The 12,829-nt window shown below is 68.3% G+C and carries 10 protein-coding genes and 1 pseudogene; 7 read left to right on the forward strand and 4 right to left on the reverse strand.

Annotation, left to right across the window (positions count from 1 at the left end; all coding sequences use genetic code 11):
- Positions 1-90 precede the first annotated feature (90 nt).
- Positions 91-350 (reverse strand): annotated as a pseudogene (locus ED92_RS41895) (lysine 2,3-aminomutase); the annotation flags it as partial.
- A gap of 802 nt (positions 351-1,152) precedes the next feature.
- Between ED92_RS41895 and ED92_RS14210 the strand changes: the two are divergent.
- Complete coding sequence (locus tag ED92_RS14210; RefSeq protein ID WP_152610930.1) at positions 1,153-2,430, forward strand: pentapeptide repeat-containing protein; 1,278 nt, start codon at positions 1,153-1,155, stop codon at positions 2,428-2,430.
- Positions 2,431-3,033: 603 nt separating this feature from the next.
- Here ED92_RS14210 and ED92_RS14215 read toward each other — a convergent pair.
- The gene (locus ED92_RS14215) at positions 3,034-4,422 is read right to left on the reverse strand and encodes a KamA family radical SAM protein (RefSeq protein ID WP_037337924.1); all 1,389 of its coding nucleotides are present in this window, start codon (positions 4,420-4,422) and stop codon (positions 3,034-3,036) included.
- A gap of 142 nt (positions 4,423-4,564) precedes the next feature.
- Here ED92_RS14215 and ED92_RS14220 point away from each other — a divergent pair, with 142 nt between their 5' ends.
- The 3 genes from ED92_RS14220 to ED92_RS14230 are packed head-to-tail and all read left to right on the forward strand — an operon-like array spanning position 4,565 to position 8,571.
- Positions 4,565-6,175 (forward strand): amidohydrolase, encoded by a 1,611-nt coding sequence (locus ED92_RS14220; RefSeq protein WP_037337927.1) that lies wholly within the window; start codon positions 4,565-4,567, stop codon positions 6,173-6,175.
- 9 nt (positions 6,176-6,184) lie between these two features.
- The gene (gene lnt / locus ED92_RS14225; protein ID WP_037337930.1) at positions 6,185-7,777 is read left to right on the forward strand and encodes an apolipoprotein N-acyltransferase; all 1,593 of its coding nucleotides are present in this window, start codon (positions 6,185-6,187) and stop codon (positions 7,775-7,777) included.
- A gap of 26 nt (positions 7,778-7,803) precedes the next feature.
- Positions 7,804-8,571, forward strand: a complete 768-nt coding sequence (locus ED92_RS14230) for a polyprenol monophosphomannose synthase (RefSeq protein WP_037337932.1) — start codon at positions 7,804-7,806, stop codon at positions 8,569-8,571.
- On the opposite strand, the gene ED92_RS14235 is transcribed toward ED92_RS14230, so the two are convergent.
- Positions 8,525-9,322 (reverse strand): DeoR/GlpR family DNA-binding transcription regulator, encoded by a 798-nt coding sequence (locus tag ED92_RS14235; protein WP_037337936.1) that lies wholly within the window; start codon positions 9,320-9,322, stop codon positions 8,525-8,527. The genes ED92_RS14230 and ED92_RS14235 overlap by 47 nt on opposite strands.
- Positions 9,323-9,373: 51 nt before the next feature.
- On the opposite strand from ED92_RS14235, the gene ED92_RS14240 reads away from it, so the two are divergent.
- The 3 genes from ED92_RS14240 (at position 9,374) to ED92_RS14250 (ending at position 11,911) form a co-directional block, all read left to right on the forward strand.
- Positions 9,374-9,748, forward strand: a complete 375-nt coding sequence (locus ED92_RS14240; RefSeq protein WP_235213268.1) for a DUF4406 domain-containing protein — start codon at positions 9,374-9,376, stop codon at positions 9,746-9,748.
- A gap of 44 nt (positions 9,749-9,792) precedes the next feature.
- Positions 9,793-11,058 (forward strand): sigma-70 family RNA polymerase sigma factor, encoded by a 1,266-nt coding sequence (locus ED92_RS14245; protein WP_200882702.1) that lies wholly within the window; start codon positions 9,793-9,795, stop codon positions 11,056-11,058.
- Positions 11,059-11,125: 67 nt separating this feature from the next.
- Positions 11,126-11,911 (forward strand): SDR family NAD(P)-dependent oxidoreductase, encoded by a 786-nt coding sequence (locus ED92_RS14250; RefSeq protein WP_037337944.1) that lies wholly within the window; start codon positions 11,126-11,128, stop codon positions 11,909-11,911.
- Here ED92_RS14250 and ED92_RS14255 read toward each other — a convergent pair.
- Positions 11,804-12,805 (reverse strand): LysR family transcriptional regulator, encoded by a 1,002-nt coding sequence (locus ED92_RS14255; RefSeq protein ID WP_037337946.1) that lies wholly within the window; start codon positions 12,803-12,805, stop codon positions 11,804-11,806. The two genes, ED92_RS14250 and ED92_RS14255, sit on opposite strands and share 108 nt — an antisense overlap.
- Positions 12,806-12,829 lie beyond the last annotated feature (24 nt).

Genomic DNA, 12,829 nt, shown 5'->3' on the forward strand with positions numbered 1-12,829 from the left:
AACCGCTCGACGTTCAGCGAAGCAAAGGGGGCGTTCAAGCTCGTATGAGCCTGAACGCCCCCTCCGGGACTTACCTGATGAACTGGCCGGTCAGGCCATCGGAGGCTGCTCGCGCCACCAGCGCTGGCCTGCTTCGGGCAGCGTCGAGATCGGGTCGTAGTACGGGTACCGACGCTGCAAGGCTTCCGGGTCCTCGTGCTCGATCCCGGTCCGGTAGTTCTTGGTCCAGTAGGAAATCCCGAGCTCGCGTAGCCGGGCAGGTAGCCCATGATCGCGTGCTGCAGGTCCTGCGCCTCGTGCACGGAAACCCGCCAGTGCTCGGCGTTGGGGATCATGTCGCACTGAGCGAAGTTTGGTGTAGGGCGTTGCCTGGATGCACCCGTCACCTGCACAACGCCGTCGACGACCTGCCGCCTGGCTATCCCGGTAACAAAATTCCATAGTTTCTCGGATCGCTTACAACTTCGCCAGTTCGAGTCGATCACGAGTGTGACCAGGGCTTGCCGCCGAGCTGCTCCCGTTGCACCGGGACGGCGCAAGCCCTGGTCACACCTACAACACGATCAACTTTCGTCGACGAGGATCTTCTCGTCCGGCTCGAACCGTTCCACGTACAGGCGCCCGAACTCGCGCCAGTCGCTAACCGTGGCGCGGTCGTCGGCGAAGTCCTCCAGGCAGTCGTCGAGTTCGTCGAGCGATCATCCTTCATATAAGTACGGTCGGACCCAGCGGCGGTCGTTCTCCCCGGCAGCCGTGGCCCACAGGCGCCCGGCTGATCGGTGAAGGCCTCTCCAGAACAAGTTGCCCGGATCTCCGCCGAGCAAGCTCGAGAAGCCGCCGCGGGAGACCATCGTCGCCACGCCTGGTTGAAGCTCAGCTCCAAGGCCATCTTTGTACTGGTCAACGCCTCGACTCCGGCCGCGAGGACGCCGAGCGCCATACCCTCAACGACATGCTTGACCCACTGATCCTTGTTTGCTGCAGCCATGAACCGACAGTAGGCATGCACCGCGGTCGATGCCCAGCGACGCACCGCAGGCGCTGAGCCCCGTGGCTCACAGGCCTCGATCGACGAACCGCTCGCACGACGGCAAGAACTCACTGCAGCGGCCAGTCGAAACGTTCCCGCTACGTTCCGCGAAGATGATGGTCATGACCGACGACCCGCGGCCCCCGGCCGCCAGCAGTCTGCCGCTGGGCCTGACGTCGCCGGTGCGACGGTCTGCCGAAGCTGGCCCGGGGTCGGTGACGCTGACGACGACGTGTGAGGTGCGGCCAGTGTTGCGGCCGATCCCGGGCTGGGTGATCACCTTGGGGATTCCGGTGATGTTGCTGGTCGCGGTCGGTGCGGTGTGGTTGATGCTCGGCATCGGCATCGATAGTACGAAGCTCGAGGTGATTCGCACCGGTGGCACCCTCGGCGTTGGCCTCGGCGGCGTGCTGGTCCTATGGCTGGGCATCCGGCGCCAGCGCTCAACCGAACTCGACCTCTTGGCCAAGTATGAGGCACACGAGCTGGCCGAACGCACTGCCGCGAACACACTCGCTCACCAGGAACAGGTCGCCTCCGACGCCCGCGCCGACGCCGCGGCTCGCCGGATCACCGAGCTCTACACCAAGGCCGTCGAGCAGCTCGGCTCGGACAAGGCCCCAGTTCGGCTCGGCGGCCTCTACGCGCTCGAGCGCCTCGCCCAGGACAACGAATCCCAGCGGCAGACCATCGTCAACGTCCTCTGTGCCTACCTCCGCATGCCCTACGAACTCCCCGAACCCTTGCCCGACGACGCCGACACCGATCAACGCGAGCAACACCGCGCCCTCGTCCAGGAACGCGAAGTCCGGCTCACCGCGCAGCGCATTCTGACCGGCCATCTTAAGCCCGACCGCGGCGAGCCTTACTGGGGTGAACGTGACCTCGACCTCACCGGCGCCAAACTCATCGATTTCGACCTGGTCGAGGCGCGTATCGGAAGCAGCACCTTTCGCTACGCCACTTTCACTGGAGTCGCTGTGTTCTACCAGGCAGCCTTCATCGACCACGCCGTATTCGACATGGCAGACTTCACCGACACCGCCACGTTCTTCAAAGCGACCTTCAGTCGCATCGCTCGGTTCGAGGAAGCCAACTTCAATGGAATCGCCGTATTCGACGAGACAGTCTTCGCCAGAAAAGCCTTGTTTCGCAGAGCATCCTTCGCCGAGTACGCCATATTCAACGAGACCACCTTCGAACACAGTGCCCTATTCACAGACGCTGCCTTCGCCAGCGGAGGAAAATTCAACAATGCAGTCTTCAATGGCAACGCCAACTTTACCGGTGCCACCTTTACTCACAACGCCGAGTTCAACTCGACCACTTTCGCCAGCGACGCCGTCTTCAACGAAGCAACGCTTGACGGCAAACCCATACTGCCCCTGGAAAGTCCGTAACCATCTCCGGCTCGACCGAATCCCTGTCGGGGGCCCGAAACGTCTCGGCTGACTTCCGCAACGATCAAGAATATGACCGGGGACCCACGGCCCCCGGTCGCGTCACCAGCCTCGTCGCCGAGCCTAATGTCGTCGGTGCGGCTGTGGGACGGCTTTCAGAGCGTTGATTCGCGCTGCAACCAATTCTTCGTCGTTCGGCTTGGAAGTCTACTCTGGATCTTCTCGTCCGTTCCCGGGCTGTTTCGCGATCGGTCGCAGTGACACCTGTCCTCCTTAGGTTGTCACAACTGAAGATCTAACCCGTAGGCCGCACGGAGTTGGGTGCAGGTGTCCGATATCTCTCGGTGGCTCTACCAGCGCATGGCCAAGCAGGATCTCTGGGGCAAGTTGGAGTCAACGTCGACCCATGCTGGCGACGTCTGCGCTGCTCAGGGCATGAGATGTCTCAGTTGTACTTAGCCAACCTGCAGACCGGGCGTGTCCGGCTGAAAGCCAGTCGGTCTTCACGTGCGAGGCGTTGTCTGATTTGTCTACGGCTTGCCGTTGCCGGTGGTCCCGAACGACGGTTCGGGACCACCGGTTTCATCTAGGAAAATGTAGAAGTCAGCCGTGCTGGCTGGCCCACCATTTCTGGCCGGCCTCGGGCAGCGTCGAGATCGGGTCGTAGTACGGGTACCGACGCTGCAAGGCTTCCGGGTCCTCGTGCTCGATCCCGGTGCGGTAGTTCTTGGTCCAGTACGAGATGCCCAGCTCACGGTCGTATTCGGCGAGCTGGTGGACCCAGCGCTTCCCGACGTACGGCACGTCGCAGACGATCCGCGGGGTCGCGTAGCCAGGCAGGTAGCCCATGATCGCGTGCTGCAGTTCCTGGGCCTCGTGCACGGAAACCCGCCAGTGCTCGGCGTTCGGGATCATGTCGCACATGTAGAAGTAGTACGGCAGGATGTTCGCCTCGCCCTGCAGCGCGAAGCACAGGTCCAGCAGGTCGGCCGGAGTCGCGTTCACGCCCTTCATCAGCACGCCCTGGTTGCGCACGTCGCGGACGCCGACGTCGAGCGCGGTCCTGGCGGCTTCCGCGACCAGCGGGGTCACCGACTGGGCGTGGTTGACGTGGGTGTGGATCGCGAGGTTGACGCCGCGGCGCTGTGCGGTGCCGGCGACGCGTTCGAGGCCTTCGACGACCTTCGGCTGGATCCAGTGCTGCGGCAGGGCGGCGAGCGCCTTGGTGGCGAGCCGGATGTCGCGGACGGTGTCGATGTCCATCAGCCGCATCAGGAACGATTCCAGCTGCGGCCACGGCACGTTCGCGACGTCTCCGCCGGAGACCACGACGTCACGGACGCCGGGGGTCTTCTTCAGGTACTCGATCATCGCGTCCTGGCGATCGACCGGTTTGAGCGAGAGCTTGTGCTTCTCGACCTGTTCGGTGGAGTTGCCGACCAGGTCCATCCGGGTGCAGTGCCCGCAGTACTGGGGGCAGGTGGAGATCATCTCGGCGAGGACCTTGGTGGGGTATCGGTGGGTCAGCCCCTCCACGACCCACATCTCCGCCTCGTGCAGCGAATCCCGCTCGGAGTGCGGGTGGCTCGGCCACTCGGTGTCGCGGTCGCTGCGCACCGGGAGCATGTAGCGGCGGATCGGGTCGGCGTACCAGGCCTCGGTCACCTTCGCCGGGTCGGTGCCCGCGTTGGGCGCCATCGTGTTGATCATCTGCGGCGGCAGGAGCATCGACATCGTGGCCATCTCGCGCTGGTCGGCGAGCATGTCCTCGTAGAAGCGCTCCTCGAGCTGATCGCCCATCAGGGCACGCAGCTGCTTGGCGTTACGGATGCAGTGCACTCGCTGCCACTGCGCGTCGCGCCACTCTGCCTCGGTCACGTCGTGCCAGCCGGGGAAGCGGCGCCAGTCGGGTTCGATCAGTTCGACCCGGGTGTAGTCGTAGGGCTGATCGTAGGCGGCCACCGGCGAGGTCGGTTCCTGGATCGCAGTCACTTGTACTCCTCGTCGTCGGAAACGCGTGAAAATATCCTGTCACATCGTTCGGAAGACGTAAATATTCCTGTCCTGCGTGGTGTGTCGAAATCTTGCCGACCCGCCGGTCACGTGGGCTTCCGCACGCTGCAAACTCAGGAGGGTGACGAACGCGCGAACGACGCTCCTGCTCGGCGGGCGCATCTACAGCCCCTCGGCTCCCGACGCCACCGCCATGGCGATCACCGACGGCATCGTGGTCTGGGTGGGACAGGACGGCCCGGCCAAAGCACTGCATCCCGACGCCGAACCGGTCGACCTCGACGGCGCCTTCGTCGCCCCGGCCTTCGTCGACGCGCACGTCCACGCCACCGCGACCGGCCTGCACCTCACCGGCCTGAACCTCGCGAACGTCCGCGGCGCGGGCGAACTCCTGGCCGCGGTCCGCGACGCCGTCCGGCCCGGCCAGGTGCTGGTCGCGCACGGCTGGGACGAATCCCGCTGGAGCGACGGCAGGCTGCCCAGCCGCGCCGAGATCGACGAGGCCGCGAACGGCGCTCCGGTGTACTTGAGCCGGGTCGACGTCCATTCGGCGCTCGTCTCCAGCGCGCTCGTCGCGCTGGCCGCCGGTGTGCACGAGGCGCCGGGCTGGTCGGCCGACGGACCGCTGACCCGCGACGCCCACCACCTGGTGCGGGCCGCGATGCGCGACGCGATCACCCCGCGGCAGCGCCGCGAGGCCCAGCGTGCGTTCCTCGCCGAAGCCGCCGCACGCGGTGTCGTGAGCGTCCACGAATGCGCGGGCCCGGACATCTCCGGTGCGGAAGACCTCACCGACCTGCTCGCGCTCGCGTCCGAGCCCGGGCTACCGGAGGTAGTCGGCTACTGGGGTGAGCGCGGCGGAGTCGACACCGCCCGCGCGCTCGGCGCCAGGGGAGTCGCGGGCGACCTGTTCGTCGACGGTGCACTCGGCTCCCGCACGGCCGCGCTGCACGAGCCGTACGCCGACGCCCACGGCACCACCGGAACGCTCTACCTCGACGCCGCCGCCATCGCCGAACACGTCGCAGCCTGCACCGAGGCCGAACTACAGGCCGGTTTCCACGTCATCGGCGACGCCGCCGTGGCCGAGGTCGTCGAGGGATTCCGGCGCGCGGAGAAAACCGTCGGCCGTCGAGCGCTGGCCGCCCGCCACCACCGGCTCGAGCACGTCGAGATGATCGACGCCGGCCAGGCGAAGGAACTCGCCGGCTGGGGCGTCGTCGCGTCGGTCCAGCCGCAGTTCGACGCGGAATGGGGCGGCGAGCACGGCATGTACGTCGACCGTCTCGGCGGCGAACGGGCTCCGAAGCTCAACCCCTTCGCCGCCATGGCCGCCGAAGGACTCCTACTCGCCTTCGGCTCCGACGCTCCCGTCACGCCTGTCGACCCGTGGGCCACCGTCCGCGCCGGGACTTATCACCGCACGCCGGGCTCGGGGCTGTCCGCTCGCGCGTCCTTCACCGCCCACACCCGCGCGGGACATCGCGCCGCCGGGGTGAACGACGGCGTCACCGGCAGCCTCGTCCCGGGCGCTCCCGCGCACTACGCGATCTGGGACGCCGAGGATCTCGTCGTCGCGACGCCGGACTCGCGGGTGCAGCGCTGGTCGACCGACCCGCGCGCGGGGGTGCCCCCGCTGCCGAACCTGGCCGAGGGGGCGACGCTGCCCCGGTGCCTGCGCACGGTCCGCGGCGGAGAGGTCATCCACGATGTGTTCACCCGCACGGCCTAGGGTTCAGGGGTGTCCTCGACCGTGACCGATCCGGACCCCGAAGCGGCGCCCCGGAAGCGGTTCTCCCGCGCCTGGCTCCTGCGTTTCCTCGTCGCCGCGGCGTCGGGTTTCACGCTGTACCTCAGTTTCGCGCCGCGTCCGCTGTGGTGGCTCGCGCCGCTGGCGTTCACCGGCTTCGCGCTCGTGGTGCACGGACGCAGGTTCCGGGGCGCGTTCGGGTACGCGTTCGTGTTCGGGATGGGGTTCTTCCTGCCGCTGCTGACGTGGCTGCTGGACTTCCTCGGCCCGGATTTCGGGCCGTGGCCGTGGATCGCGCTGTCGATGGCGCTGTCGGTGTACCTCGGTTTCGGCGGGGCGTTCGCCACCGTGGTGTGGCGGCTTCCGCTCGGACCGCTGTGGGCCGCGTTGGTGATCATCGCGCTGGAGACCCCGCGGGCCTGGTTCCCGTTCGGCGGCTTCCCGTGGGGCCGGGTGGCGTTCAGCCAGCCCGAGGGCGCCTTCGTGTCACTCGCCTCGATCGGCGGCGCACCGCTGGTCGGTCTCGCCGTCGTGGCGACCGGTTTCGGGCTCGCGGCGCTGTGCCTGCGGCTGAGGGGCGCCGATCCGCGGCGTTCCCTCGTGGCCGCTGCCGCGGTGACGCTGGTGCCGGTCGTGGCGGGTCTCGCGGTATGGCCGACGATCGGCACCGAGGCGCAGAACGGCGAACTCACCGTCGCCACGGTGCAGGGCAACGCGCCGGACATCGGCCTGGCGCTGGAAGGCCGTCGCGACGAACTGCGGAGCAACCACCTCGCCGAGAGTGCCCGCCTGCTGGAGAAGCTGAAGGCGAGCAACACCAAGGTCGATCTGCTGGTGTGGCCCGAGACCGCGATGGCCATGCGCACCGGGGACGCCGGTGTCGACCGGATGGTCCGCGACTACGGCACGCAGGCGATCATCGGCGCGCTGGTGCGGCTGCCCGACGGCACCGCCCAGAACTCCGCGCTGGTCTGGGATCCGGCGAGCGGCCCCGGTCAGCGCTACGCCAAGCAGCAGCTGGTCCCGTTCGGCGAATACGTCCCGGCCCGCGAGGTCGCGAAGCTGGTGACGCCGTTCGTCGACAGCGTGGCGAACATGACACCGGGTGACGGCGCCAACGCCGCGCTGTCGGTCGCGGGCACCAAGGTCGGCGTCTTCATCTGCTACGAGACCGCGTTCGACTACCCGGCCCGCGAATCGGTCGCCGACGGCGCGGAACTGCTCGTCGTGCCGACCAACAACGCCTGGTACGGGCCGGGGGAGATGAGCTACCAGCAGCTGGCGATGTCGCGGCTGCGGGCGGTCGAGCACGGGCGCGCGGTGATCGTTTCGGCCACCAGCGGGGTCAGCGCGATCGTCGCGCCCGACGGTTCGATCAGGGCCTCCACCAGCCTGTTCACCGCAGACTCCCTGGTGGGGCGCGTACCGCTGAGGCAGCAGACTACGCTGTCGGATCTACTCGGTGTGACGACGGAGTACGGGCTGCTGGCCCTGGCGATCGCCGGGGTTACCGGCGGGTACGTACTCCGTTTCCGCACCCGGCGCGCGAGCGCCGCCAAGGCAACGAGGGAAGCGGCGGGCTGACCCGCCGGAACACGGAGGAAAAGCGGATGGCGCAGGCGCCGCGGGGGGCCCAGGGAATCGACCCGGTGCTGGTGGTGGTCCCGACGTACAACGAACGGGACAACATCGGCCCGATCCTGGAACGTCTGCTCAAAGCACTCCCGGACGTGCACGCCCTCGTCGTCGACGACGGCAGCCCGGACGGCACCGGTGACGTCGCCGACGAGCTCGCGAAGGCCGACGAGCGGATCCACGTCATGCACCGGACCGAGAAGGCCGGCCTCGGTGCCGCGTACGTCGCGGGATTCCGCTGGGGGCTCTCCCGCGACTACGCCACCATCGTCGAGATGGACGCCGACGGCTCGCACGCGCCGGAGGATCTGCCCCGGGTGCTGGCCGCGCTCGAGGACGCGGATCTGTCCATCGGCTCCCGCTACGTTCCCGGCGGCAGCACGGTGAACTGGCCGTTCCAGCGCAAGGCGCTGTCGTGGATGGCGAACTTCTACGCGCGGGTCGCGCTCGGTACGAAGATCAAGGACATCACGGCCGGTTTCCGCGCGTATCGCCGTACGGTGCTGGAGAAGCTCCCGCTCGACGAGATCGCCTCGCGCGGTTACTGCTTCCAGATCGACCTGGCGTTCCGCACGGCGCTCGCCGGGTTCGAGGTCGTCGAGGTGCCGATCACCTTCACCGAACGCGAGGTCGGTCAGTCGAAGATGAGCGGCTCGGTCGTGCGCGAGGCGATCATCCTGGTCGGGCTGTGGGGGCTCAAGCGTCGCTGGCAGCAGCTTCGCGGGCTGGCGAAGAAGGGCTGACGCCCAGCACGCTCACTCCGAGTTTCCCCAGTTCCTTCACCGTCGGTTCGTCCGGCGCCGCGTCGGTGATCACGCCCGCGACGTCGGACAGGGGGAGCACGGTGAACGGCGAGGCCGCGCCGATCTTCTCGGAGCTGGCCAACACGTAGGTGTCGGCCGCCCGTTTCGCGAGCGTGCGTTTCATCGCGGCCTCGTCGGAGTCGCCGGTGGTGAGCCCGGTTTCGGGGTGCACACCGGTGACGCCGAGGAAGAACAGGTCGGCGTTGATCCCCATCGCGGCCTCCGCCGCGGCCGCCCCGCAGGTGACGGCGGAGTGTTTGAAGAGCCGGCCGCCGATGAGGAACACCTCGACCTTCGGATGCGTGACGAGTGCGGCCGCGACCGTGGGACTGTGCGTGACGATCTTCGCTTCGAGGTCGACGGGAAGCGCCTTCGCCAGTGCGAGCGTGGTCGTCCCGCCGTCGAGGATGACCGTCGAACCGAGCCGGATCAACGCTGCTGCACGTTTCGCGATCCGTTCCTTGCCTGCGATGCTGACCGCCATACGCGTCGCGTAGTCCGCGGTGGCGGGGGAGACCGGTAAGGCTCCGCCGTAGACGCGTTGACAGAGCCCGGCGTCGGCGAGTTCTCGCAGGTCACGGCGAATACTGTCCTCTGACACGCCGAGTTCGGCGGCGAGGTCCTTGGCCACGATCCGGCCTTCGGTTTTGAGTCGTTCCATCAGCAGGTCTCGGCGCTGCGCAGCCAGCATGTGCACGTTCCTCCTTGTTCCTGCCGATTGTTGCACATTATGCTCCGTCGCATGAGCAAACCTCTGATGATCCTCATCGCCGGACCGTTCCGTTCCGGCACCGGCGACGACCCCGAACTGCTCGCCCGCAACCTCGCCCGGCTCGAAGAGGCCGCCTGGCCGATCTTCCGCAGCGGGCACGTGCCGATGATCGGCGAGTGGGTCGCGCTGCCGGTGCTGCGCGGGGCGGGCGGGAAGACCGTCGCCGATCCGGTCGCCAAGGAGGTCATGTACCCGACGGCCGACCGACTGCTGCACCACTGCGACGCCGTCCTGCGGCTGCCCGGCGAATCCACCGGCGCGGACCAGGACGTCGCCATCGCCCTGTCCCGCGGGCTCGACGTCTACCACCGAGTCGAGGACATCCCGGGGTATCGAGCCGCATAATGCGTCACTCGATCGAAGGTGACGTTTTCGGGGGAAGGTGAGCCGTGACCGGGAAGGCCTGCGGGATGTGCGGAGGCCCGCTGCCGTCGAAGGCGGATTCGCGCGGGCGTGCGGCCGTCTACTGTTCCGCCGCGTGCCGCCAGCGGGCCTACCGGTCACGGCGCGACCCCGCCCCCGACGTGCAGGCCCTGATCGCCGAGGTCGGCCGCGTCGCGAACCGGCTCGCGCCTCAGCCGCCGGAGGAATTCCTCGCCGATCTCACCTCCCTCACCTCCGATGTAGGCAGGCTGCGGCGCATCGCCAAGCTGGCGCTGCGGACCAAGGACGAAAACGTCACACCGGCGCCCGTGACGGAAACCGTCGACGAAGTCGCTTTCGCAGCGAGGATCGAGGAGTACCAGCGAGAGTTGCGCGTGCACTGCTACCGCATGGTCGGGTCCTACGACGATGCGGAGGACCTGGTCCAGGAGACGTTCCTGCGAGCGTGGCGTGGTCGTGAAGGGTTCGAAGGCCGGTCGAGCTTCCGCGCCTGGCTCTACCGCATCGCCACCAACACCTGCCTCGACTTCCTGCGGCGCAACAAACGGGTCCCTCGTCCCTACGACCCGTTGCCCGACGTCGAACAGGGCGAACCTCCGCAGTTCCTGCCCTGGTTGCAGCCGTTCCCGGACGACACCGCGGAGATCGCCGAGACCAGGGAAACGATGGAGCTCATCTTCCTGGCCGCGATCCAGCACCTCCCGCCGAAACAGCGGGCCGTGGTGATCCTCAACGACGTCCTCGGCTGGAAGGCCGCCGAAACCGCGGACCTGCTGGAAACCAGCGTCGCTTCGGTCACCAGCGCCCTTCAGCGCGCACGCCCCACGCTGCGCGAACGCCTGCCGGAACGTCGCACCGACTGGGCCCGGACCGTGCGGCCGACCGAGGAGGAGCAGGCGATCCTGCAGCGCTACATGGCGGCCGCCACCGCCGACGGCGACAGCCGGGTCATGGCCGAGCTGCTCAGGGAGGACGTGCTGGTCACGATGCCGCCGAATCCGCTGTGGTTCTCCGGCCGCGACGTCTTCCTCGGGTTCGTCGCCAAGTCCCTCGATCCGGCTTCGCCGACGTACTTCGGGGAGTGGAAACACCTTCCGACCGTCGCCAACGGGCTCCCCGCCGCAGCGGGCTACGTCCGGCGGCCGGGCACCCGGGTCTACCGGGCACAGGTGCTCGACGTGCTGCGCATCGAAGACGGGAAGGTCGCCGAGATCACCGCCTTCGAGCCGCACCTGTTCCCCGCGTTCGGGCTGCCCTTGACGCTGACCTGAGGACCGATGAGATCTCCGTGCCCTCCGCGTCTCAACCGTCGTAACCGACAAATGCGGAAGGAAACCCATGAGCCTCCAGAACAAGAACGCGATCATCTACGGCGCCGGAGGGGCGATCGGCAACGGCGTCGCCAAGGAGTTCGCCGCGCGCGGGGCCCGCGTCTTCCTCACCGGCCGCCACGAACCGGCACTGACGAAGCTCGCCGACGAGATCAAGGAGACCGGGGGACGGGCCGAAGTCGCCGTCGTCGACGGCCTCGACGAAACCGCGGTCGACGCGCACGCGGCTTCCGTCGTGGCCGAGGCGGGCAGCCTCGACGTCTCGCTCAACCTCGTCCCGCGTGGCGACATCCAGGGCATCCCGCTCGTGGAGATGTCGGTCGAGGACTACGTCCGTCCGATCACCGACGGCATCACGACGAACTTCATCACCGCGCGGGCCGCCGCCCGGCACATGGTCGCCCAGGGCTCCGGCGTCATCCTCGCCCTCGACAGCGGATCCGCCCACGGCAGCCCGATGATGGGCGCCACCGGTTCGATCGACGCCGCGCTGGACACCTTCATCCGCAATCTCGCCGTCGAGATCGGACCGCACGGCGTCCGCGCGCTCGGCATCTGGGTCGCGGGCATCCCGGAGACCCTCACGCCCGAGAAGCTCTCCGCGGTGAACAACCAGCTGCCGGCGACCCCCGAAATGGTGCGGAACGTCCTCGGCGGACTCGCCGAGGCCCGGCTGACCAAACGCTCACCGCGCCTCGCCGAAATCGCCTCCACCCTGGCGTTCCTCGCCTCCGACGACGCCATGGGGATCACCGGCACGTTCGTCAACGTGACCAGCATGTACCCCAGCTGACCGAGCCGACCCGAGCTCCGTCAGCACCGCCCGGATCGCGGGACTCGACTCGGCACTGCGGCGCCACGCGGCGTGCACCTCGCGCGTCGGCGGGCGCCGCAGCGGCCGGGCGACGAGTCCCTCGGCCAAGGGCGGGCGCGCCAGCCGCGGGATCAACGCGACGACCTCGCCCGAGGCGACCAGCGACAGCTGCGTGGAGAAGTCGTCCACCAGATGCCGCACATCGGGTTCCTCCGGAAGGCCGGCGAACACGCGCTGGAACCACTGGTGGCAGACCGTGCCGGGCGGACTGGTCACCCACGCGTGCCCGGCCAGATCCGCGCCGTCCAACGGCGGCTCGGACCGCGCCAGGGGATGGGTCTCGGCCATGACGACGTCACCGAGGTCGGTGTGCACCAGGCGCCGCGACAACGCGGGGGAGAGTGGGACCGGCAGACCGTCGGCGTCATGCAGGAGCGCGAGGTCGGCCGTCCCGGCCTCGACCGAATGCAGTGCCTGGTCGGGGTCCTGCTCGGTGATGTGCAGGCGGAGGTCGGGGTAGCGCGTCAGGAGCCGCGGATGGACGGGGGCGAGCAGGCCGCGGATACCGGTCGAGAACGCGGCCACCCGCAGGACCCCGCGCGGCGCGCCCTCCGCGACCGACTGAGCGGCCTCGGCGCACCGTTCGAGCGCCTGGAACACCTCCAGCGAGGAATCGACGACGGCCTGACCTGCCGGAGTCAGCACGACACCGCGACCGGCCGGGGCGAGCACCGGCATCCCGATCTGGCGTTCCAGCCGCTTGATCTGCTGCGACACCGCGGACGCCGTGAAGCCCAGCTCGTCCGCCGCCCGCGCCAACGTCCCCAACGCGGCCACCGACCGCAACGCCCGCAGGGCTCCAACCTCGATCATGAAGCCAGGCTACGCAATACCGTC

Origin of the sequence: Amycolatopsis sp. MJM2582, from assembly GCF_000754115.1 — a bacterium.
GTDB lineage: Bacteria > Actinomycetota > Actinomycetes > Mycobacteriales > Pseudonocardiaceae > Amycolatopsis > Amycolatopsis japonica.